21 protein-coding genes and 1 tRNA gene are annotated in these 23,153 nt (G+C 62.8%); 10 read left to right on the forward strand and 12 right to left on the reverse strand.

The annotated features are described in order from the left end of the window. Nucleotides 1-23: 23 nt before the first annotated feature. Entirely contained in the window at nucleotides 24-947 is a 924-nt protein-coding gene (locus GFD18_RS01545; protein WP_163199745.1) for an ATP-binding cassette domain-containing protein, read from the forward strand. Continuing rightward, nucleotides 944-1,771 (forward strand): metal ABC transporter permease, encoded by an 828-nt coding sequence (locus tag GFD18_RS01550; protein WP_163199744.1) that lies wholly within the window; start codon nucleotides 944-946, stop codon nucleotides 1,769-1,771. Before GFD18_RS01545 ends, GFD18_RS01550 begins: the two co-directional genes overlap by 4 nt. Nucleotides 1,772-1,790: 19 nt before the next feature. On the opposite strand, the gene ispF is transcribed toward GFD18_RS01550, so the two are convergent. Together ispF and GFD18_RS01560 are read right to left on the reverse strand one after the other, a co-directional pair. Beyond that, a complete protein-coding gene (gene ispF / locus GFD18_RS01555) occupies nucleotides 1,791-2,282 on the reverse strand; it encodes a 2-C-methyl-D-erythritol 2,4-cyclodiphosphate synthase (RefSeq protein ID WP_163199832.1) in 492 nt (163 codons plus the stop codon). 21 nt (nucleotides 2,283-2,303) lie between these two features. Further along, nucleotides 2,304-2,927 (reverse strand): CarD family transcriptional regulator, encoded by a 624-nt coding sequence (locus tag GFD18_RS01560; RefSeq protein WP_100511183.1) that lies wholly within the window; start codon nucleotides 2,925-2,927, stop codon nucleotides 2,304-2,306. Between the two features lie 197 nt (nucleotides 2,928-3,124). Between GFD18_RS01560 and glgB the strand changes: the two genes are divergently transcribed. From glgB to GFD18_RS01575, 3 genes are all read left to right on the forward strand, one after another. Further along, nucleotides 3,125-5,380: a 1,4-alpha-glucan branching protein GlgB gene (glgB, locus tag GFD18_RS01565; protein WP_163199743.1), complete on the forward strand. Its 2,256-nt coding sequence runs from the start codon at nucleotides 3,125-3,127 to the stop codon at nucleotides 5,378-5,380. A gap of 129 nt (nucleotides 5,381-5,509) precedes the next feature. After that, the gene (locus GFD18_RS01570) at nucleotides 5,510-6,229 is read left to right on the forward strand and encodes a response regulator transcription factor (RefSeq protein WP_163199742.1); all 720 of its coding nucleotides are present in this window, start codon (nucleotides 5,510-5,512) and stop codon (nucleotides 6,227-6,229) included. Nucleotides 6,230-6,231: 2 nt separating this feature from the next. Next, on the forward strand, nucleotides 6,232-7,302 hold the full coding sequence (locus tag GFD18_RS01575) for a sensor histidine kinase (RefSeq protein WP_163199741.1): 1,071 nt from the start codon (nucleotides 6,232-6,234) through the stop codon (nucleotides 7,300-7,302). Here GFD18_RS01575 and GFD18_RS01580 read toward each other — a convergent pair. After that, on the reverse strand, nucleotides 7,287-7,991 hold the full coding sequence (locus GFD18_RS01580) for a ComF family protein (protein ID WP_163199740.1): 705 nt from the start codon (nucleotides 7,989-7,991) through the stop codon (nucleotides 7,287-7,289). The genes GFD18_RS01575 and GFD18_RS01580 overlap by 16 nt on opposite strands. 92 nt (nucleotides 7,992-8,083) lie before the next feature. Beyond that, the gene (locus GFD18_RS01585; RefSeq protein ID WP_163199739.1) at nucleotides 8,084-8,899 is read right to left on the reverse strand and encodes an HAD-IIB family hydrolase; all 816 of its coding nucleotides are present in this window, start codon (nucleotides 8,897-8,899) and stop codon (nucleotides 8,084-8,086) included. 143 nt (nucleotides 8,900-9,042) lie between these two features. On the opposite strand from GFD18_RS01585, the gene GFD18_RS01590 reads away from it, so the two are divergent. Continuing rightward, the gene (locus GFD18_RS01590; RefSeq protein WP_225432848.1) at nucleotides 9,043-9,516 is read left to right on the forward strand and encodes a metallopeptidase family protein; all 474 of its coding nucleotides are present in this window, start codon (nucleotides 9,043-9,045) and stop codon (nucleotides 9,514-9,516) included. Nucleotides 9,517-9,595: 79 nt separating this feature from the next. On the opposite strand, the gene GFD18_RS01595 is transcribed toward GFD18_RS01590, so the two are convergent. The 3 genes from GFD18_RS01595 to GFD18_RS01605 all read right to left on the reverse strand — a co-directional run bounded on the left by GFD18_RS01595 (nucleotide 9,596) and on the right by GFD18_RS01605 (nucleotide 14,601). After that, nucleotides 9,596-11,140: a DUF5719 family protein gene (locus GFD18_RS01595; protein ID WP_163199738.1), complete on the reverse strand. Its 1,545-nt coding sequence runs from the start codon at nucleotides 11,138-11,140 to the stop codon at nucleotides 9,596-9,598. Next, nucleotides 11,137-14,202 carry a glycosyltransferase gene (locus tag GFD18_RS01600; protein ID WP_163199737.1) on the reverse strand — a complete coding sequence of 1,022 codons (3,066 nt, stop codon included), beginning with the start codon at nucleotides 14,200-14,202 and terminating at the stop codon, nucleotides 11,137-11,139. The genes GFD18_RS01595 and GFD18_RS01600 overlap by 4 nt, the downstream gene beginning before the upstream one ends. Nucleotides 14,203-14,274: 72 nt before the next feature. Continuing rightward, nucleotides 14,275-14,601, reverse strand: a complete 327-nt coding sequence (locus GFD18_RS01605) for a WhiB family transcriptional regulator (protein ID WP_225432850.1) — start codon at nucleotides 14,599-14,601, stop codon at nucleotides 14,275-14,277. Nucleotides 14,602-14,876: 275 nt separating this feature from the next. On the opposite strand from GFD18_RS01605, the gene GFD18_RS01610 reads away from it, so the two are divergent. From GFD18_RS01610 to GFD18_RS01620, 3 genes are all read left to right on the forward strand, one after another. Then, on the forward strand, nucleotides 14,877-16,205 hold the full coding sequence (locus tag GFD18_RS01610) for an LCP family glycopolymer transferase (protein ID WP_163199736.1): 1,329 nt from the start codon (nucleotides 14,877-14,879) through the stop codon (nucleotides 16,203-16,205). 111 nt (nucleotides 16,206-16,316) lie between these two features. Beyond that, nucleotides 16,317-18,188, forward strand: a complete 1,872-nt coding sequence (locus GFD18_RS01615; protein ID WP_225432852.1) for an FtsK/SpoIIIE domain-containing protein — start codon at nucleotides 16,317-16,319, stop codon at nucleotides 18,186-18,188. A gap of 102 nt (nucleotides 18,189-18,290) precedes the next feature. After that, a complete protein-coding gene (locus GFD18_RS01620; protein WP_093961469.1) occupies nucleotides 18,291-18,569 on the forward strand; it encodes a WhiB family transcriptional regulator in 279 nt (92 codons plus the stop codon). Nucleotides 18,570-18,704: 135 nt separating this feature from the next. Here GFD18_RS01620 and GFD18_RS01625 read toward each other — a convergent pair whose 3' ends face one another. Beyond that, nucleotides 18,705-20,186 carry a sensor histidine kinase gene (locus tag GFD18_RS01625; RefSeq protein ID WP_163199735.1) on the reverse strand — a complete coding sequence of 494 codons (1,482 nt, stop codon included), beginning with the start codon at nucleotides 20,184-20,186 and terminating at the stop codon, nucleotides 18,705-18,707. Between the two features lie 149 nt (nucleotides 20,187-20,335). On the opposite strand from GFD18_RS01625, the gene trhA reads away from it, so the two are divergent. Further along, on the forward strand, nucleotides 20,336-21,226 hold the full coding sequence (gene trhA / locus GFD18_RS01630) for a PAQR family membrane homeostasis protein TrhA (RefSeq protein WP_163199734.1): 891 nt from the start codon (nucleotides 20,336-20,338) through the stop codon (nucleotides 21,224-21,226). Nucleotides 21,227-21,321: 95 nt separating this feature from the next. Here the strand turns inward: trhA and GFD18_RS01635 are convergent, their stop codons facing one another. From GFD18_RS01635 to GFD18_RS01650, 4 genes are all read right to left on the reverse strand, one after another. Then, nucleotides 21,322-21,804, reverse strand: a complete 483-nt coding sequence (locus GFD18_RS01635; protein WP_100511193.1) for a GreA/GreB family elongation factor — start codon at nucleotides 21,802-21,804, stop codon at nucleotides 21,322-21,324. 23 nt (nucleotides 21,805-21,827) lie between these two features. Further along, a complete protein-coding gene (locus tag GFD18_RS01640; RefSeq protein WP_100511194.1) occupies nucleotides 21,828-22,238 on the reverse strand; it encodes an FKBP-type peptidyl-prolyl cis-trans isomerase in 411 nt (136 codons plus the stop codon). A gap of 143 nt (nucleotides 22,239-22,381) precedes the next feature. Next, nucleotides 22,382-22,978, reverse strand: coding sequence for a 4-hydroxybenzoate polyprenyltransferase (locus tag GFD18_RS01645; protein WP_163199733.1), 597 nt, complete (start codon nucleotides 22,976-22,978; stop codon nucleotides 22,382-22,384). 86 nt (nucleotides 22,979-23,064) lie between these two features. Continuing rightward, nucleotides 23,065-23,144, reverse strand: a tRNA-Leu gene (locus GFD18_RS01650). Between the last annotated feature and the right edge of the window lie 9 nt (nucleotides 23,145-23,153).

The following is a 23,153-nucleotide window of genomic DNA, read 5'->3' on the forward strand; positions in this document are numbered from 1 at the left end:
TACCTGAACAGGGATGATGCATCATGACCTCTTCCACTGCCCACGACGATGCCGTCGTGCTTCACGATGCCGCCGTACGACGCGGCGGCAGGCTCATCTGGTCGCATGGAAACTTCGCGATTCCACGCGGGACCGTGACCGCGGTGGTCGGCACCAACGGAGCCGGAAAGACCACTTTGCTCGATGCCGAGCTCGGCCTGATCCCCACATCCCAGGGCGGCATCACGGTGCTGGGACGGCCGGCGGGCCAAAGCAACCAGCGCATCGGCTACGTGCCGCAGACCTACACTTCGGGCCTTGACTCGACGATCACCGCACGGCAGTCGGTCATACTGGGCCTGACGGGCACGAAGTTCGGCATCCATCTCGTCTCCGCGAAGGAAAAGCAACGTGCGCAGGAGGTTCTGGAATTCGTCGGGCTCGCCGACAAGGCCGACTACCGGCTCAACGAGCTTTCCGGCGGCCTGCGCCAGCGTGCCGCCATCGCGCAGGCGCTGGCATGCGGTCCCGAGCTGCTGCTGCTCGATGAGCCGCTGGCCAATCTCGACATCGCCAGCCAGCGTTCGGTCGTGGAGCTGCTCGCCCGTCTGAACCGCGAATGGGGCATGACCATCGAGGTCGTGGCACATGACCTGAACATGCTGCTGCCCATCCTCACCGGAGCCATATATCTGCTCGACGGACATCCGCACTACTCCCCCATCCGCTCGGTGCTTGACTCCGACCTGCTCACGCACCTCTACGGCACACGCGTGGAGGTCGTCACCACGCCCCAGGGAGACATGTTCGTGACCCCGAACCGCAAACTCGAGCCGGAGGAACGCCTTCAGGACACCCATGACGTGCGCGAGGCCGCTCACTTCCATGAACATGGCGGCGCACAGGGCAACGAAACCCATGCCGATGCGTATACCGCAGGCACCAAGGCCAAGGAGATGGACCGATGACCACACAGTTCGCTTTCGACCCCGAATGGATGAGCGTCCTCACGGCGCCGTTCATGGTCAATGCCATCGAGGCGGGGCTGCTCATCGCCGTCGCCGCAGGAATCATGGGGTATTTCACCATCACACGGCATTCGACGTTCGCGGCCCATGCGCTGGCGCACATCGGTCTCCCCGGCGCGACCGGAGCCGTCCTGCTCGGACTGCCCGTTTCGCTCGGTCTGGGTGCGTTCGCACTGGGCGGGGCGCTGGTCATCGGCGCATTGGGCAAGAAGGTCTCCGAGCGCGAAATCGCCACGGGCACCGTGCTGGCGTTCGCCACGGGTCTGGGCATGTTCTTCGCGAGGCTTTCCTCGAGCGCCTCGCAGCAGATGCAGTCCATTCTGTTCGGTTCCATTCTGACCATCACCGACAACCAGATCATCGGCTTCGCCATCTTCGACGCGTTGCTGCTGGTGGTGGTGTCGCTGGTGTACCGGCCGCTGCTGTTCAGCTCGCTGGACGAGCAGGTCGCACGGGCCAAGGGTGTGCCCATCGGCGCGATGAACGTGCTGTTCATGGCCATCATGGCCGGGGTCATCACCGTGGCCGTGCCGGCGGTGGGTACATTGCTGATCTTCGCCCTGGTCGTCACGCCCGCGGCGACGGCGTCCATCGTCACCAGATCCCCATTCGCCGCCATCATCGTGTCATGCGTGCTGTGCCTGGTAAGCATCTGGGGCGGACTGGTGCTTTCGGCGATGTTCCCCACCCCGCCCAGCTTCGTCATCGTCACGCTCAGTACGGCGATGTGGGCGATTGCGAAAATCATCTTCCGCAATCGCTGACGTATTGCGACCGTCGTTCTCAGCCGCGAACGACCAACGCCGTGGCGATGGCGGCGATGCCTTCGCCACGGCCGGTGAATCCCATGCCGTCCGTGGTCGTCGCCGTGATGCTCACCGGTGCCCCCAGGGCGCTTGACATGGCATGCCGGGCCTCGTCGCGGCGACGACCGATGCGAGGGGCATTGCCAACAATGGAGACGCTGACGTTCATGATGACCCAGCCATGCTCCCGCACATGATCGCCGACGGCGCCCAGCATGGCGTCGCCATGCATGCCGGCGCCACGGCTGCGGGAACCCACCCCGAACAGCACACCGATGTCACCGAGGCCGCAGGCCGAGAGCACCGCGTCGATAACGGCATGCGCGGCGACGTCGCCATCGGAGTCGCCAAGCACCCCCTCGCATCCCCGTCGCTCGTCCTCCTGCCAGCGCAGACATGCGAGCCACAGCTCGCGCTTCGTGCCGGCGGGGGCGAACCTATGCGCATCGAACCCCTGTCCGATGCGCATATTCGTCATGTCCGCCATCGACTACTTGGCCGACTTCCTCGTGCTCTTCTTCTTGCCCTTCGCGGCCTTGGCCTCCGCTTCGATGCGGTTCAGCGTCTCGCTGGCCGGTTCCTTGGGGCTCTTCGTATGGTGCTTGTCGTCACCGGGCTCGGGATCGCGGTAGCCGAGGTTGACGTCGAGCAGACGCTGGGTCTCCTCCTCGCTCAGCTTCTCGCTCAGCGAGATCTCGGAGGTGAGGATGTTGCGCGCCTTGGTGAGCATGCGCTTCTCGCCGGCGGACAGACCATGCTCGTCGTCGTCTCGCTGGGCGAGGTCGCGCACGACCTCGGCGATCTTGTTCACGTCGCCCGTTGCGATCTTCTCGACGTTCAGCTTGTAGCGGCGAGACCAGTTGGTCTTCTCCTCGACGATGGGCGTGCGCAGGATCTCGAACACCTTGGAGACGGCCTTGGCGTCCACGACGTCGCGCACGCCGACCTTTTTGACGTTCTCCGCCGGAATCTGAATCACCAGACCGTCGGACGACAACACGGAAAGCTTGAGATACGTGCGCTTGACGCCGTTCATCTCCCGCTCGGTAATCTCTTCGATCTTCGCTGCGCCATGGCGCGGATAGACAACGGTATCGCCAACCTGGTAAGTCATGTATCAAGCCCCTCTATAGATTAAAGAAGACATCTTATGATTGCATGGAGGTTGGACTTCCGGATGCGGTCAAGCGAAATTTCAGTATATACGCCCGAAGGGGCGAAATCCAAAAGAGAACGCTCACATGTTGAACGTTCAAAAAATCAACACGTCGTTAAGCGTTTTTCACGAAATCATTTCGTACACTCGTTTGTATGAGCAACACAAACAATACCATCCCGCAGCCGGTCAGCGTCGACCATGCGATTCTGGATGATGTCAGCAACGGCGTATACTACGACCCGCATACCGTGCTGGGTGCCCATCTCAACGACGCGTCAGGCGACGAAGGCTACGCCACGATCCGCGTCCTGCGTCCCTTCGCCAAGCACGTCGTCATCGTGACCGAGGACGGGGAGTACGCCGCCGAGCATGAATGGAACGGCATCTTCACCGCCGTCGTCCCCGCCATCGCCTCCACGGACGGCGAAGGCTACTCCACCCCCGACTACCGCATCCGCGTATCCTACGAAGGCGGCGACACCGCCCTGGTGGACGACCCCTACCGGTACATGCCCACCGTCGGCGAAATGGACATGTACCTCTTCGGCGAGGGTCGCCATGAGCGCCTGTGGGAAGTGCTCGGCGCGCATGTACGCACCTATGACGACGCGATGGGAGACCCGGACGGCTCCTCCCCCGACACGGTCACCGGCACCTCGTTCGCCGTATGGGCCCCGAACGCACACGCCGTACGCGTCGTCGGCGACTTCAATTCCTGGTCCGGTCGCCAGCACGCCATGAGGGAGCTGGGCTCCTCCGGCATCTGGGAGATCTTCATCCCCGACGTCGGCGCCGGCGAGCTGTACAAGTACGAGATCCTCAACGCCAACCATGAATGGAAGCAGAAGGCCGATCCGATGGAGAACCTCCATCAGGTTCCCCCGCTGACCGCATCGGTCGTCGTGGACTCCAAGCACGAGTGGCACGACGAGGAATGGATGGAGCACCGTCGCAACACCGATCCGCACTCCGGCCCCGTCAGCATCTACGAGGTCCACGCCGGCAGCTGGAAGATCGGGATGGACTACAGCAAGCTCGCCGATGAGCTGGTGCCCTATGTGAAGAAGATGGGCTTCACCCATGTGGAGTTCATGCCGCTCGCCGAGCACCCGTTCACCGGCTCCTGGGGATACCAGGTCACCGGCTACTACGCACCGCAGTCCCGTCTCGGCAACCCCGACGACCTCAAGAAGCTCATCGACGCCTTCCATCAGGCCGGCATCGGCGTGATCATGGACTGGGTCCCCGCGCACTTCCCCAAGGACGACTTCGCGCTGGCGCGCTTCGACGGCACCCCGCTGTACGAGGACCCGGATCCGCTGCGCGGCGAACACCCCGACTGGGGCACCTACGTGTTCAACTTCGGCCGCAACGAGGTGCGCAACTTCCTCGTGGCCAACGCCTGCTACTGGCTTGACGAGTTCCATGTGGACGGTCTGCGCGTGGACGCCGTCTCCTCGATGCTCTACCTCGACTACAGCCGCGAGAACGGGCAGTGGCGTCCGAACAAGTACGGCGGGCGCGAGAACCTCGAGGCCATCGACTTCCTCAAGGAGGCCACCGCCACCGCATACGGCCGCAACCCCGGCATCATGATGATCGCCGAGGAGTCCACCGCCTGGCCGGGAGTGACCGCGCCGACAAGCGAGGGCGGCCTCGGATTCGGCCTCAAGTGGAACATGGGCTGGATGCACGACACCCTCGAGTATCTGCACGAGACGCCCGTCAACCGCAAGTGGCACCACGGCGAGATCACCTTCTCGATGATGTACGCCTACTCCGAGCACTATGTGCTGCCCATCAGCCACGACGAGGTCGTGTACGGCAAGGGCGCGCTGTTCGGCAAGATGCCCGGAGACGACTGGCAGAAGTACGCCGGCGTGAGGGCCCTGTTCGCCTACCAGTGGGCGCATCCGGGCAAGAACCTCACGTTCATGGGCAACGAGATCGCGCAGTACGGCGAATGGGACTACAAGAGCTCGGTGGACTGGAACGCACTGAACTGGCCCGACCACCAGGGCGTGCAGAAGCTCGTGAGCGACCTGAACGAGCTGTACCGCAAGAGCCCCGAATTCTGGAGCCAGGACTTCGACCCCGCGGGATTCCAGTGGCTCACCAGCGACGACGCCGACCACAACGTCCTGAGCTTCATGCGTCTGGACACCAAGGGCAACCCGATCGTGGTCGTGGTCAACTTCTCCGGCTGCGCATGGCAGGACTATCAGGTCCCGCTGCCCAGCGGCGGCGAGTGGGAGGAGATCCTCAACACCGACGCCGAGGAATACGGCGGCTCGGGCATCAGCAACACCGATATCGTCGCAGAGGAGGGCGAGTACCATTCCCGCCCGTATTCGGTGAAGATCACCGTTCCCGCACTCGGTGCCCTGTTCCTCAAGCCCAAGGCATAGAATCGCCGATGACGAGGGCATCGCTCATCTGATAACGTAAGGCCAGGTTGAAATCCTGGCCTTACGTATGATATACGCTAAGACATATCTGATTGGATATATATCAAGGGATCAAAGGGATTAATGGCGATGAACAGCATTGATATACACACCCCGCAGCGTACGATTCTCGTTGTGGAGGACGAACCCACGCTGGCCACGGCCATCGCCCAGCGTCTGACCGCGGAAGGCTGGAACGCCCGCGTGGCCGGCGACGGCGCGAGCGCGGTGCAGGCGGCGTCCCAGCTGAAGCCCGATCTGGTCATCATGGACATCATGCTGCCGGTGATGGACGGACTCGAGGCCACCAAGCGCATCGTGGCCAGCCGTCCGGTCCCCGTGCTGATTCTCACGGCCCGTGACGACGAGGCAGACAAGGTCATAGGCCTCGGCGCCGGCGCCGACGACTACATGACGAAGCCGTTCTCGATGCGAGAGCTGATCGCCCGCTGCAAGGCACTGCTGCGTCGTGTCGAGCGGGCAAAGGTCATCGCGAAGAACTCCGAAAACGAAAAGCTACTCGACTTCGGCACCCTGGTCATCGATCCGGCCCAGCGCATAGTGACCTTCGAGGGGGAGCCCGTCCACCTCACCCCGACCGAATTCGATCTGCTTGCCACTCTGGCGCGCCGCCCCAAGTCGGTGCTCACCCGCGAGAAGCTGCTTGAGGAGGTTTGGGACTGGGTCGACGCGTCCGGAACCCGTACCGTCGACTCCCATGTGAAGGCGCTGCGTCATAAGCTCGGTCCGGAGCTCATCCGCACCGTGCATGGCGTCGGATACGCCTTCGAGCCTCCGGAAGCCAAGTGACCATGTCCGAACACAGGAGCCAGACCGCCCGTCAGAAGCGCCGTGCGCTACGGGACCGGCCCATAGGCATGCTCTCCTCGCTGAAGGTGGAGCTCAGCGTGCTGATCGTCATAGCGACGGCCATAGCGTTCGTGCTGGCCTGGCATTTCCTCAAATGGGGGTGGAGCGGATGGATCGCCATGCCGCTCACACTGGTCGTCGCCCTAGGCATCACCTACTTCTTCGCGCATGGCCTCACCGCACCGCTGCGTCAGATGAGGGACGCCGCCGAGGCCATGGCCGAGGGCGACTATTCCGTGCGTGTGGAAGGCGTCACCAATTCCCGGGACGAGGTCGGTCAGCTCGCCAGGTCCTTCAACGAAATGGCCGCCGAACTGCAGCACGCCGACCAGATGCGCAGGGATATGGTGGCCAATGTGAGCCATGAGCTGCGTACCCCCGTGTCGGCGCTTCAGGCGCTTGTGGAGAACATGGCCGATGGCGTGGTGGAGCCGACCCCCGCGAACCTCGAAGGCATTCTCAACCAGACGCACAGGCTTTCCGACCTCATCGCCTTCCTGCTCGATATGTCGCGCGTCGAAGCCGGCGCGGCCAGTCTTGAGGTCGAGCGCTTCGATTTCGGCGGATTCCTCGATGAGACCATCAAGCCGTTGGAAATCGCGGACGGCGGGCACAACCACACCATTCATCTCGAAGTCCCCGACCATCTCATGATGGAAGGCGACCAAGACCGTCTCAGCCAGCTGTTCACCAATATCATCGCCAATGCGCTGAAGCACTCCCCCGATGGCACGTCCGTGCTGATCGAGGTGCATGAGGACACCAATCTCGGCACCATCATCACCAACGTCGTGAATTACGGGTCGCAGATTCCCGAAGAGGCCCGCAACGACATCTTCCGTCGCTACGTCAAGGGGGCAGGACGCCCGGGCACCGGATCGGGAGGAACCGGACTCGGCCTGTCCATCGCCCGGTGGGCGGCCGGACTCCACGGCGGCACCGTCAAGGTGGTGCCCGACAAGCGTGGCGCCAACTTCGAAATCGCGCTGCCCAAGAATCACGTCGCGCAATAGGCGACCGCGGCAAGGGTCATGGCGGCGACCACCGTTGCGTCATGATCCTGCAGAGTCTGCGAGCATTGGCGTATGGTGGCGCCCGTGGTCACTATGTCATCCACCAGCAGAATCTGACCTCCACGCAGCGTTTCCGGGTTTCGCACATGGATGTGCCCCGATAGCCGGGCCGCACGCTGTCCGGGCCGCGATCGCTGCACGGATTTCGCCTGTACTCCGGTAATCGACAGCGCCGGCATGACGACGGCATCAAGACCACATGACGTCAGATGCGCACATACCGCCCTGGCAAGTGGAACGACATGGCTGCGTCCCCTGCGACGCAGTGATTTCGGCGATGAAGGAACCGGCACGACCACGACACGTCGGTCGGCATCCACCAGCTGTTCCACGGCGCCGTTCCGCGCACGTTCCCGCATCATAGAGGCTAGGTCCGGAGTGATTTCCTCGTCGCCGTGGTCCTTCCACCGCAGGATGGCCCTGCGGACGCCTCCCCTGTACCATCCGCATGCCAGAACGCGCCCGCTGGAGCACATCGTGGCCGGCACGGCGCGTACGACCCGTCGGCGGAATCCCGCGGCGCACGTCGCGCAGAGGCGCTCGTCCGGCGCATCGCAGCCGGCGCAGCCACGCGGCAGCATGATGTCACGTATCAGCCGCAGCAGGGTTCCCGGTTCGTTGTCGTCCATATTCGAACCGTACCCGATTCGGGTGCGGGAGGTCCAGCCACGAAGACGATGTTGACGAACGTGCCGTGGACCGCCGGAGGCATGGTGCCGTATCAGCGGCGGGTGATGGCGCCCAGCAGATTACGGATGACCTGCAGGGTGTCGTCGGGGCCGGACACGCGGATCGCATACGCTCCGGCGACCGCCGTGGGATAGTCGTTGCCGTCGGGGTCCATGCGATCGCCGACGAATGCGATACGGGGAACGTCCACGCCGAGGATGCCGGAAAGCTCACGGATGGCATAGGACTTGTCGATGCCGCGGGCGACCACATCCACGCTGGTCGACCCACCGGATCGGACAGTGAGCTGCGGCAGATCGGCGGCGACCGCAACGGCCAGTCGATTCTTCTTCCTGCGGTCGGGGTCCCATGACTCCTTCGCCTCCACCGGCGCGAGCTGGCCAAGCGCGGAGAACGTTATCTGACTGCCGCGGTCCTCGAGCCTGTTCCCCCATATGCGGTCGTCCGGCAGCCACAGCCCCTGTTCCTTGGCGTGTCTGGTGAGTGATTCGATGGCGGCGTCCCTATCCTGTTCGCTGAGGTCGTGGGCGTACCGGCATTCCCAGTCGTCGCCGTTCCACGCATAGTACCGGGTTCCGCTGGTGGGCATGAAATGCAGGTTCCGCCGATCGGCCATGTCTCCGATCCTGGCGATGATCTGGTGGGAGAACAGCTCGTACTTGCCTCCGGAGACCACCGCGCAGGGAATATGATGCGTCAGCTCCGAAAACGCCTCTGCCATCTGCGACGTCATCGGCGTCTTCGACTTCGCCAACGTGGTGTCGAGATCGAATCCGATGGCCTTGATGTGTGATTCCAGCCATGCATAGTCCACTTCATCCCAACGATGAATGGTCACGGCACCCATACAGACTCCTCTCCCTGACGAAGAAACCCGCACGCCATCCGATAGGCGGCATACCCAGCATTATCGCATAGACGGACGCCACAACCCGCGAGAGAAGACGGAACACCGGACAAAACGTCCGCTCGGCGATTAGGCTGTATGCCATGACCGAAGAGAAAACGACATCCACCGGCATGCTGCATACCGGGGGAACCCCGCTGCCCTGGGAACGCAAGATCTACCGCAACCGACACGGCCGGGGCAACCGACAGGCGACGTTCGGCATCCGCATGCCCCGATACCGCACCAAGGCCGGCATGTTCGACAGCATGGTCGTGGCACAGCTCAAAAGGCTGCATACGGCTTGGCCCCAGCTGCTGGATGGTGTGCAGTGCGCCGTGGAGGACGTGCCGCCCTCGGCGCCGGTCTCGTGGGAGACCAGGCGCGCCTTTCTTTCCCAGAGCTTCCCCGCCAACCACGGCATTCCCGCCCGTATCGTACTGTATCGCCGTCCCATCGAGCAGCGTGCCGTGAACAGAATCGATCTGCAGCTCATCATCCGTGACGAGCTGGTATCCTGCCTTGCCGATCTCAGCGGCAAGCATCCGGAGGACATCGATCCGGATTGGGGCTTCTAGATTCGAGCCGAACGTCCTTATCGAAGAAGGGCCATCCCGTTTTGCGGGGATGGCCCTTCTTCATGTATGAAGGAACATGCTATTGCACGATATCCAGTGACCTGTTCACACGCACCGAAGCCTGCATCGGCATGAGACTGGTGGAGCCGATGTAGCCGAGGCCGCTGACCTTGGCCTTGGATACCGCGTCGCTACGGACGACGGCGCCCCAGGCGACGGCCTTGCCGGTGTCGTGCAACGTCAGGGCGGCCGCGTTCTTGGCCACGTCCTTCGGGGCCAGCGACACGGCCTGATGACCGCTGAGCGTGATCTCCTTGACACCGGCCTGATCACCCTGCTGTGAATATGCGGTCAATGTGACCGTCGTCTTGTCGTCGGTCGTGTTGACGACATCGATAAGCGCGTCGATGCCTTCGGGAAGCGCGATGGCGCTGACCTCCTGAATGTCGGCGGCCTGGACCAGGGAGAAATCAGACTGGTCCGAACCGTTCTCGACGCACATGGCCGCCGCGTTCATCCTGACGTCGGCGCTGACGCTCACGCCCACGGCGTCGGATGGAGCCTTGCCCAACGACAGCACCGCGACCTTGTTGGCATCAAGCCTGATCGTCTTGGCCTTGATGGTCTTCGCTTTCGTCACCCATGACAACGTGGCCTCGCCGGCTTTCTCGGCGAACGCCTCGACGGTGACATCGCTGCCTGATGCCACTGCGGGCAACATCAGCGTTTCGGAGGGGACGCCCACCGACGTGGCGAAGTCGGAGCCGCGGGAGACAAGCCCTTCGGCATGCACGACGCGTACCACGGCGGCGACCGCCGTGGTGGTGCTGTTCAACGTGACATACAGTCCCTGCTGCGACGGTGCCGCGGCCGAAAGATTGACGACGGTCTCGCCATTGGCGGCCACGGTCACCTTGCTGTCGGTGGCGAGGGCGATCGGCTCGCCGCTCTTGGTGCCCCGGGCCTCAATGGCGACCGTTGTGGACTTATCCGAGGGATTGGACAGTACGAGCTGCTGGGTCCAACCGGTCTGCGTGCCCGGAAGCAGCAGAGACTGGGTCAGCTGCGGAACGACGCATCGCGTGGACGAGACGCCCTGCAGGTCTCCCTTGGTGGCCCATGACGCCATGGCGGAGGCCGCGCCCGAACCCTTGTTCGTCTCGAGAAGACGGGTGGTGTGCAGTGACGACTTCTTATCGGCACCGGATTGGTGGATGAAGGCCTTGGTGGAATCCGACATATCGACGGATGCGGTCTTCTGCTTGTTGTCGCCGCTGATATCGGTGACGGAGGAATCATAAAGGGAACCGAATGACGCGAACCTCGTCTTGCCGGTGATGTCGCCTTCGGATGACCGGTATGCGGCGTCGCCGTACGAACCGGTGTCCGCCAACTGCATGCGTGCGGGGCACACCGTCTGCAACGTGGTCTGGCCTACGGCCACGGCATGCGACGCCTCGCCGTCGCCATGGTCGATGGCGCCACGCAGGGGAACGAATACCGTGACGATGCCGAACAGGCCGAGCAATGCCACCAATGTGACGGTGGAAGCCGTGGCCTTTGCGACCGTGCCCCATATGGACCGGCGGGAACGTGCTCCCCCGTGCCGCGATGTCTTGCTCATGCCTTCACCCCATTTCGACGGATGCGGGGGAATGCGACGACGACATACAGTATCGTGACGATTCCCATGCACCATAGCCATGCCCATCTCCAGGGACTGTGCAGTGCCTGGGTCTCACCGGATTCGTCGATGCCCTGCGTGGTCGTGTCGTCGACGGTGAGACGAATATACGTGCCTGATTCGTTGCTGACAACGGATTGCGTGCCATCGCTCGCCAGAATGTTGGAGACCAGCGAACGGCTCGCCGAATCGGGCGCGTACGGGATATAGATGCCCCCGAACCCCAGATCGACGATCTTCGCAATGGCGGCATCGTCGTTATGCTGCAGCAATGTCGCGGAGGACGAGGCGATGGTCTGGGACGTCCGATCCCATCCGGTGGAGACGCGCGCGGCGGAAACCGACGGCGAATAGTCGATGAGATCGCCCCGCGCGGTTCTCATGGACGAGAACGACACCTCCGTGGAGGAATCGGCACGCAACGCCAGAATCCTGTGCCCGTTGCCCGAGGCAAGATAATCCTGGGCGATCAGCGGAAGCTCATAGCGCTGCGGGGCAAGGCGCTCCCCCTTATAGGCCCTGACACCGCCGATGGCACCCCATAGTGCCACGCATGCCGCAAGCAGCAGCACCAGCAACGCACGTGCGACGATGATGAGATTGCGCCGCGCGTAGTGGCCGCGGTCTTTCGAGCCGATGGCACGACTGTGGTCGACCTCACGCGAGACCAGCGGAGAGAACGGCTTCGCCGCGCGGCCGGCCACCATGCACACGCATGCGAGCACACCGACCATGACGAAGGCCAGACCGGGGAGAACGGTTCCCGCGACCGGGCCGTCCTGTGAGGGGGCGACGGCCACTCGCGCGGCGAGCAGCGTCTCGAAAGCGCCGGCCACGACGATGACCCACATCATGCGGGAGACACGCAACACGAAGGGAAGCAGCAGTGCGCACGCCGCGATGATGCACAGCGCCGCAAGGCTGAGCATTGCGAGCAGCGCACCCACGTTCGCCGCAGACAATAGGGCACGGAAGTCAATGCCCGAATCGAATCCAAAGGCATGCAACGTCAGCGAGAACAGATTCGACGCGGAAACCGTCGCGGCATCGCCGGCTGCCGGATTCATGTCTGCAAAAATCTGGCGATACGAACCATCCTGAAGATTCAGTACGACGTTGAGCAGCGTGGGGGCAAGCGCAAACGCTCCGGGAACCGGAATGAGCAGCAGCATGGTCCTGTGGGAACGTACGAGCACCATGAAGGCGGCGAACACCACGAGCAGCGGCAGCACCAGCTGCGGCTCGGCCGCAACGACCATCATCATGCACAGCGAGGCCAGCGCTGCCGACTGCACCGAGGCCGTGGCGGAGACCGCATCCTCGGTGTGATACATACCCACCGCACGGAACACAAACGCCATGGCCGCAGGCAGGAAGACCATCACGGTGAGCATGGGGAGATCCCCCCGCGAATACAGCCCCAAGACCCCGCCGAACACGCACCACAACAGTCCCATGACGACGCGGATCGGGTTCGAACGGGTGAAGATGCCGGCAAGCGCCCAGAACGACAACGCCGACAACGGGGCGGCGGCGAACACCATCAGCCCGATGGCGGCGGTGACATGACCGAATGTGACGGCCGAGGCGACCGTCAGCACAAGCAGAAACGGTGACGGAGGAGCCGCCACGCCGAGACCATCGGCGTAGGTATAGACCGACGTCGCCGATTCGAACAGCTGGCGCCATGACGCCGCGGAGGCGATCAGCGTCGAGGAGTGGAAGCTCCCGCCGGTAACCAGGGCCTTCCACGCGTCAAGGTTCACCAGCAGGCCCGCAACAAAGGCCAGCACGGCCATGACGGAGGCCCAGGCCAGACGACGACGGCGCTGTCTGCGCAGATGGGCCACGGCAAGGGGGCTGAGCAGAGGCACGTTCTTCGAGTCGGCGAATGCGTCGCTTCGTTCACGCCATTGCGCCACCTGATCGCGACGAGCCACCAGCACGGTCAGCTGTCGCAGTGTGGTGGTCGATTGCCGGGCCACCTTCCTGCGGGAGCCGATCAGGCGGGGCATCGACAGCAGCAGGCGCCACGGCGCCCCCAGTTCGCAAGCCGCCTCATATGGCCTCTTACCCACGAGCTGCCTGACGAACAATGCGATGGAGACCAGCAACCGCCATACCCACATGGGTGCCCACAGCGCAAGACGGATGTCGGTGAACCGGTAACGTTCCCGCGCGTCGATAAGATCCGCAGCGACCCTGGCGCTTTCGTGACGGGTCGGTTCGCCGTCATGGGTACGCAATCCCTCGAATCTCGCACGACGGTGAGCGATCGCGCTCTTGGGAACCACAAGCACACGGCCGCCGGACAGACAGACGCGACGGCAGAAATCGGCCGATTCCGCGAACTCCCCCATAGCCGGGTCGGTGCCGTCAAGGGTGCGCCACACCGGCAGCGACACCAGCGCACCGGCAAGATCGACCACGTAGACGTCCTGACGGGCGTCATACTGCTCCTGATCGGGCTCACCGTCCACGACCAGCGAGGCCACACCGTGGTTGGCGGTAGCGTAACAGCCCACGTCATGCAGGGTTTCGTCCTCGTCCCATCCGACCTGCTTGCAGCCGAGCACGGCGGCGGTCGGCGCGTTGCGCCATGCCTCGAGCATGGTTTCGAGGCACGAGGCGTCACGAGGCCGCGAATCATCATGCAGGAGCCACAACGATCGCACCGTCGTAGACAGATATGCATTATCGAGCGCCTTGCGAACGGCCTGTCCGAACGACGAGGCCCCGGCCGCACCGACGAGACGCACCTCGACGCCCTGCATCGATGAATCCGCATTCAACGTCGTCTTGGTTGCGGACTGTCCCTCGTCGGTGCAGTCGGCGATGACGATCACCGAGGGAAGCACCGTCTGATTCAATACGGATCGTAGGGTCCTCGAAAGGAATCGTCGATCCTCCTCCACGGTGATTATGGCGGCCACGGCCGGTTCCACGGACTGTTCGGCAGACACCCGGCATTCGGCGAGGACACCGCCCACTACATCTTGCACGCTTCGCGCCTCATCAATAACAGGATTCATCTTTTCCACTGTAGAACACCGGACGTCGCTTTGGCGGATATGCTAGGCCCGTTCTTTACCATGTTCTTTCTTATACCGCCGGCGCTCGCGTTCGCTCATGCCGCCCCAGATGCCGAAACGCTCATCGTGGTCGATGGCCCATTTGAGGCACTGCTCACGCACCTCGCATTCGGCGCATACCTTCTTCGCGTCCCGTGTCGATCCGCCCTTTTCCGGGAAGAACGCCTCGGGATCGGTCTGCGCGCACAAGGCCTTGTGCTGCCATGACACGTCCTCATCGGGGTTGAACAGTCCCCACAGCTCCAGAAGGGCATTGCCGTCGGCACCTCGCTCGTGCTGATTCTGGGAATCATCGAACACCCCCCACATGCCGAAACCTCCCGCAATGCCTGCTCATTATCACGGACCAGAAACCAAGTCCGTGCTAAATTACACACTTGTTATTCGCGTTTTGTCAAGTCTCTTGAGTGTCATTACCGCATTTTGAAATGTTCAGTGATAATGTTCGCCCTTCCGCTCCTTTTATGGCGCCTCCCCCATTCTGTGCCGTTCCTGAGAAGGATTGACGATATTCTTCATCTGCTGCAACGTTTTGCGCAATAGTCATTGCAGCACTATCGCCGTCACCCGAGGAGGAATCAAATATGGGACAGGGGCCTCTTGACAACCAGTCAGGGAGCAATCCTCCAAGCTTCATCCCCTCGGGAGCCCCACGACGACGCGCCACGCCTGCTTCATCCGAGCAGACGCCGCAGTCCTTCAAGCCCCAGGAGATCCCCGTCCGTCCTCGAACGGCCATGCGGCACCGGAGCGAGGGCCCTCGCGCGAACGCGCACGAACGCGCATCGTCGACGCCGCCGAGCTTCACCCCCTCGACGGGCGTGGATACGCCGCGTCATGCCGGGGCCGCGCGCACATATGAGGCAGCGAAACGGCCGGCGTCGACATCACCGTCCTCGCTGCGCCGTTCACCCAAGCGCCCGGCAAAGGCGGGCCGCGCAGGCCGGATGCATACGACGGCCATGCGACGCCCCAGTGCGAAAAGAATCGCATTGCTCGTCGTCGGCGCCCTGCTGGCGCTTGTGCTTGTTCTCGTATTCGGCACGCTCGGCTGGGTCAACGGCCAGCTGAACCACAGGTCCATGCTTACCGATATGCGCAACACCCCGGCATCCACCTGGCTGATTCTCGGTAGCGATGAAAGGGACGGCACGGCGGGCACCGGATCTTCGAAGGACGTCAGTGGCTCCCGCACCGATTCCATCCTTGTGCTGACCAAGCCAAGGTCGGGCAACAGCTCGCTGATCTCCATCCCGCGAGACTCCCTGGTCAACGTCAACAACCAGGACATGAAGATCAATGCGGTCTCCACTCTCGCAGGGTATCCCTCCCTGGTCTCGGAGGTGGAGAGCATCACCGGCATGAAAATCGACCATGTGGTGCAGATCGGCTTCGGCGGCGTGGAGAAGGTCGTCGACGCCGTCGGTGGCGTGGAGCTGTGCTATGACAGCACCGTGAACGACGCCCGATCGGGTCTCAACTGGAAGGCGGGCTGCCATACGGCCGATGGCGCCACGGCCCTGGCATTCTCCCGCATGCGTTATTCCGACCCGACCGGTGACATCGGTCGAGCCAAGCGACAGCGCGAAGTGATCGCCGCAGTGGCGAAGAAGGCCTCATCGCCTTCGGTGCTCGCGAATCCCGTCAAGGTCAGGAAACTCGCCAAGGCGGGATTGTCCTCCCTGACGGTGGACGAGAAAACCAATGCCTTCTCCCTGGCCGCCATGGCGCTGGCCTTCAAGTCGGCCACCGGGTCCAATGGCATAACCGGCACGCTGTACTATCAGAATCCCAACTACTATCCGTCATCGGGCATCGGATCGACGATTCTTCTGGATGGCACCAGGAACACCCAGCTCTTCGACCAGCTGGAGGCGGGCACCCACGATCCCGGTACCGTAGGAGGCATGTAGACGTCGCCGTCCCGAGGCGGCGATACGCGTGGAATTGTGAAAACCGTTCACGTTCGTCCACATTCCTCTCTCGGCTTGCCCTGACATCGCATCGGACGTCACCATGGAAACATGGGTTTTTCAACAAAACGCGACACGCGCAACGAATCGACGCTGCTGGCCATCTCCATGGTCGCGCCCGTTCTGGGACAATCCGCACTACTCGTGGTGATGATTGCGGAACGGCGCTGGATGTTCCTGTGCCTCGTCATCCCCGGGCTGATCGGCTGTCTGGCATCCGCCATCGCGGCGATGGCCGCACATCGCCGCCGCGCCATGCCAAAGACATCGCCCGACGCAGGACAGCCCCCTCCGGACGACAGGAACACCATGCGGCCCGATGCGGCCCGATGCGCGATGCTGCATCCGCAGCTTGAACCGCTGCTTGGCCTTGAAGCCTCCCGTCCCGACCATCTCTGGCGCCGTATCGCACGCAACTGGCATGAGGCCTCGGAGGCACAGCGAACCTGCAAGAAGGACGTGCTCGACGGCATGCATGACGTCGCCGTCGGGGAATCCGACAAAGGCCGGACGACGACCCTGAATCTCCCGAAAGCCGGACCGCATGCCCTGGTGGCAGGGACAACGGGCTCCGGCAAATCCGTTCTGCTGGAATCCTGGTGTCTGTCGCTGGCATGCCGGTTCCCGCCATCGATGCTGAACTTCGTCTTTCTGGACTTCAAGGGCGGCGCGGCGTTCCGCATGCTCCACCGTCTCCCCCACACGGTCGGATTCGTGTCCGATCTGAACCTCGACCATGCGGTACGCGCCCTGCGGGCCATCGAGGCGGAGCTGCGCAGACGGGAAAGACTGGTCGCGGAGCATCATGCCGCAGGCACCGACGAACTGGACGATCCCCCGCCACGGCTCATGGTCGTCATCGACGAGTTCCATGCATTGAGGCAACAGCTGCCGGACTATATGACGCAGCTTGTGGCACTGGCCTCGCTGGGGCGTTCCCTGGGCATGCATCTCATCGCATGCACGCAGAATCCCATGGGACAGATCGGAGGGGACATGAAGGCGAACATCGGGCTGAACATATGCCTACGTGTACGGGATCCTCTGCAGTCGACGGAGCTGCTTGGCATCAGGGATGCGGCGTTCATCAGTCCGCAGCACCCCGGCATAGCCTACCTGTTCGATGGCGAACGGCGCACGGCGTTCCGGTGCGCGATGCCGGGTTCGGCGGCGGCGCTTATCCATGGATGCGATCATGCCCGCCGATTCCTGAACGAGACCGATGCGTCACCCCTGTTTTCACCGCCGCTGCCGAATGTGGCCGACTGGCCGGGCCCCGTCGCGGCTCCGAAACGGCCACTGGACCCCGTCCCGTTGGGATTGCTTGACCTCGGAGTGAGGCTGGAAGCGCTGGAGCTTCCTCTGGATTCCGGCAACATCGCCATTGTCGGGCCCGAAAGACGAGGAAAGACCTCCATACTCGGTCTGATCCGCCGACAGCTCTCCGACCGCTCGGACCTGAAGATCATCGATATCACGGCCAATGGTCCAGGACAGTACGTGAGGACGGTCACGGGACCGTCCTCACGGCGTGCGGGTAGACGGCCTTCCGCAATCCACGCCGAAGGCACTCCTCCCCCGCCGCCGCAATCGACGGCGATATGGCTGGTGGACGATGCCGACGCCCTGCTCGACCCCTTGTGCATGGATGCATTGCACGACGAGTTCATGCGGGTACTGGCGGACCCGCGCACCCCCGTGGTGTTCGCCCTCAGCTCACCGCGACATCTGAGATTCCCCGACCATTGCACGATGCGCATACTGTTCCCCACCGGGGACAGGACCTCCGACATGATGGCCGGTATACCGTCGCAGGCCCTGTCGTCATGCAATGACGACGACTGGCGTACGCCGGGAAGGGGCATGCTGCTGGTTCACGGACAGGCGCACCTTATCCAGTGTTTCCGGCTCGCCGCGGAATGACATCTCCACATGTTTTGGGTATTTCACTCTTGAAAAATGACCGCATTCGTGGTTTGCTCGTATATAAGAGTTTTGTATTTCAATCGGGATCGAGGGACACAGATGAGCAGTGCATATGATTGGCGCGCCAAGGCGGCCTGTCGAGACAAGGATCCGGAGTTGTTTTTCCCGGTGGGCAACACCGGCGCCGCCTACCAGCAGATTGAAGAGGCCAAGGCGGTGTGCCGCACCTGCAAGGTCATCGACGCCTGCCTGAAATGCGCCATGGACACGAACCAGGACTACGGCGTGTGGGGAGGACTCAGCGAGGATGAGCGCCGCGCGCTGAAGCGTCGCGCCATGCGCGCCCGCCGTTCTGCGGCGCTGCAGATGCAGGCATAGCATTCTCCCATCCCCTGCATCCGTCGCCGTTTGCAACGGCGAACGCATACGAAAAAGTGGCTCCTCCGAAGATTCCCTTCGGAGAAGCCACTTTTTGTCAGTGTTGTTCACTGCAACGGCATCGGCCGAAACCGATCACTGGGCGGCACGCAGCTTCATGTCGAGTACCACGCGGGTGCCTCCGTCGCGGCGCGGCTCCCAACGGACCGAACCGCCGAAGTCGTTCGTCACGAAGGTGTTGATGATCTGCGTTCCCAGTCCCGAGCCGCTGGAACGCGCCATACCCTGATCGGACTCCGATGTGTATCCGATGCCGTCATCCTCCACGACGACGTTGAGGTTGTTGCCTCCGCGACCAACGGAAATCCACACGTTGCCCTCGGTGCGCCCTTGGAAGCCGTGCTCGACGGCATTGGTGACGAGCTCGGTCAGCACCAACGACAATGGCGTCGCATCCTGGGCCGGCATCATGCCGAACTTGCCGAGATACGAGATATGGATGTGCTGGTCCTTGCTTGTGGCGAGGTCGACACTCATGCGCAGCAGGTCGGAGATGACCTTGTCGAAGTCGACGATCTCGTCGGCGGTCTGGCTGAGGCCCTCATGCACGACGGCGATGGTCTCCACGCGACGCATGGCCTCCTCCAGCTCCGACTTCACCTCGGGAGACTTGGTGCGGCGTGCCTGCAGTCGCAGCAGGGCCGAAACGGCCTGCAGGTTGTTCTTCACACGATGGTGAATCTCGGCGATGGCGACATCCTTGGTCTCCAGCTCCTTCTCACGGCGGCGCAGTTCGGTGACATCACGGCACAACACCACGGCACCGGTACGTCCATGGTCGTCGAAGAACGGCAGCGACCGCATCGAGACCGTGGACCGGTTCGCGTTGATCTCGGAGTCGACGGCGGCCTTGCCGGAAAGCACCAGCGGCAGGGTTTCGGAAAGCAGATCGTTCTCATGGATCAGCGAGGTGCCGATCTCGGAGAGATAGCGCCCCTCCATGACCTCCAGCGAGCCGAGACGACGGAAGCAGCTGATGGCGTTCGGCGAGGCGTACTCCACGATGCCGTCGACGGACAGCACGATGAAGCCATCGGATACGCGGGCGTTATGCCGCTGGTTGAGAATGGTGTCGTGATACGGGAACGTACCTGCGGGAATCATCTCGAACAGGCGCTTGCCGGCGGCGATGCTCTCCGATTCGAAACGACCGTTGAGCATACGCGTGGCCATGTTCGTCTCGCGGACCACCACACCGAGCACCTTGCCGTTATGACGGACCGGGGCGTACACGTCGCAGACGGTGGTGTTGCCCACCGCGCGGTAGTGGTCGAGACGCGAGATCTTCTGCTCGCTCATGGTCTTGGAGATGGCACGGGCGTCCTCCCCCTCGATGACCTTGCCGACCATGTCCTCGAATCGGATGGACATCACCGTGGAGGGACGGCATTGGCCCGCCACCACAAACTGTCCGGAGGGGGACGGCAGCACCAGCAGCAGGTCGGCGAAGCTCAGGTCGGCGATGACCTGCCAATCCGCCATAAGATGATGCAGCCACTCACGGTCCGATTCGTCGAAATCCGGATTATTCGCTACAAGATGAGAAAAATCAACCATGGTTTTATGCTAACGGTTGACGAGGAAAACCACGAAAGGCAACACGGATTCTGACACACGTTCACCGTATATTGACACGAAAGCTACGGAAGCGTAAGTTACGGTAACGTAGGATTGATGCCGGACCTATCAGACGAGGTGAGCTATCCATGACGCAGCTGCAGACCCACGATTCCGGCGAAGGCGCGGACGACAGGGAGCAAACCCATGAGCAACGGCTCGAACAGACCCGTCAGGCCGTACGGGCCGCATTCCTCAAGGACCGGCAGGCCAAGGCCGATGAGGTGCGCGCCCGCGCGAAGGCGAAGGCCGAACGCGTGCTCGCCAAAGGCGAGCTGAAGGCCAGGCGCATCGAGAACAAGGCCCTCGGCATCCGGCGCGTCCGTTTCGACGTCCACGGCCGACCCAAACCCCTGATGCGTGGATGGATCCACGCATTCGCCACTCCCCTCGCCCTGGCGGCGGGCATCGTGCTCATCTGCCTGTCAAGCACGGCCCCGCTGAAATGGGCCTGCGCCGTGTTCATGACATGCTCGCTGATTCTCTTCGGGAACTCGGCCTGCTACCATCTGGGAGACTGGTCCCCCAAGGTGACCGACGTGCTGCGCCGCATCGACCACGTCAACATATTCCTGCTGATCGCCGGCACCTACACGCCGGTCTCGTTCGCGCTGGAACCGTTCTGGAGGGACATCATCCTCATAGGCATATGGTCCTGCACCTTGGTGGCGCTGCTGATCCATGTGGTGTGGATTTCGGCTCCACGATGGCTGTACACCATCGTGTACATCATCTTCGGCGTCTCCGGCGCGGCGTATCTCGGACTGTTCTGGCGGTCCCCGGCCGCCGGCCCGGTCGTGGTGTGGCTCATCGTGGCCGGAGGCATCTGCTACATCGCCGGCGCTATCGTCTACGGTCTGCGTCGACCCGACCCCTGGCCGAAGGTGTTCGGCTTCCATGAGATCTTCCACTGCGGCACCGTCGCCGGCTACGCCTGCCATATGGTCGCCATCTACTTCGTCATCGTCGCGCTGATGTAGCGAAACGATGAAATGCAAGGATGGCGGTGGAGACATTGCGTTCTCCACCGCCATCCTTCATATTACGGAACCGTGCCACACGGCATCAGTAAGCATCATGCCTGCAGCGGCTTGGACTCCTTGATGGTGACCTTGATGTCACGGCCGTTGGGGGCCTTGTAGCTCACGGTGTCGCCCTGCTTGGCGCCCATGATGGCTGCGCCGATCGGCGACTCGGGACTGATGATCTCGTACTTCGTGGCCACGGCGAGGTCACGGGAGCCGAGCACATACTGCATCTCATTGCCCATGACATCGAGCGTCACCAACGAGCCGTTGCCGACGTTGCCGGCCTCGGGGGCCTCGAGAATCTTGGCGGAACGCAGCTTGACCGTAAGCTCGTCGATGCGTCCCTGGTTCTTGCGCTGGGCCTCGCGGGCGGCCTGATAGCCACCGTTCTCGCTCAGATCGCCCTCGGCCCTGGCCGCGGCGACCTTGGCGATGATGTCATCGCGATACTCGCCTTCGCGCCATGCCAGCTCCTCCTTCAGCTTGTCGTATGCCTCCTGGGTGAGCAGCAGCACCTTATCTTCTGCCATAGTGAACTCCTCGTGGATTATCGTCAGCGGGTGGAAATGATGTCGATGACGAACACCAGGGTGTCGTCGCCGCCGATTCCGGCCTGCGGGACGCCACGGGAGCCGTAGCCGTACTCCGGCGGAATGGACACGACGAGTCGGGAGCCGACGTTGTGGCCCGGAACCGTCTGGTCCCAGCCCCTGATGACCTGTCCCACGCCGATGCCGAAGCTGGCCGGGCTGTGTCGCTCGAAGCTGGAGTCGAACGGGGCCTGCTTGCCCCACACGACGCCGTGGTAGTTCACGGTGACGGTGTCACCCTTGCGGACCACGGGACCGTCGCCCTCCACGATCTCCACGCTCTTGAGACCGGCGGGTGCGGACGGAGTCGGGAACTCGATCTGCGGCGCGGCGCCGAACTCGGCATTGACCTGGGGCATCGTCGATTCGCTCATCATTGCTCCTTGCATGATATTCGTTGATATGTGTATCGGATTCGGACGTTCCTGCGCCCAAAAGCTCGCATATAACCGTTAAACGTATACGGTATCGCAGACACTTGCAAGCACGTGATCACCGTTCGGCCGTGCCGTATCGCCTAGCCAAGAGCCGAGTAGAAGCCCCAGAGGAAGAATGCGCCCAGCGCGGACAGCGCCAGTACGACGACGCCCATGGCCACGCACGCCGGCACACGCCGCGACAGCCTCGGCGCGAATATCGCCGCCAGCAGAAAACCGACCAGGCCGATGATGGCGCAGTTGAAGGCGATGGCCCACACATCGCCGCCGGAGATGGAGGGCAGCCCGGCGGGTTCCAGAACGGAATTGATGAACGTCGGGTAGATGAGCCCGCCCCAGATGCCGAACGAGGCCATGCCCACGATGCCGTAGCTCACCGGGGCGAACCTCACCGGGAAGTTATGGGAGAGATTGTCGGCGAGCCAGAGGAACGCGAATCCGAGGATGGCCATGAACACGACCGCCAGCAGACATGCCACGGCGGCCCACGGGACAAGGGCGAAGGCCCCCGAGGCCATGCTGATGACGACCGGCGCGCAGATGATCTCGCACACGCACATCACCGACGCGACGATGATGGCCTGGGCGAGCATCAGCGGCACGGGGCCTTCCGCCGTATCCGCTGCCGCCGCCGGAGAGGACGCTGAAGTCCGGAGAGAATGGTTCTTGTCAGTCATGCGCTATATCCTGCCATGGATTTCGAACAGGCAGGTTACCGCAGTCCATATTGCGACGCGGAATGCGCCATGACCATCGGACGAGGTGCCCCCGGTGGGACTCGAACCCACAAGCCGAAGCGGCCGATTTTAAGTCGGATGCGTATACCAATTCCGCCACGGGGGCATGCCGGCG

It is taken from the genome of Bifidobacterium saimiriisciurei (assembly GCF_010667655.1).
Lineage (GTDB): Bacteria > Actinomycetota > Actinomycetes > Actinomycetales > Bifidobacteriaceae > Galliscardovia > Galliscardovia saimiriisciurei.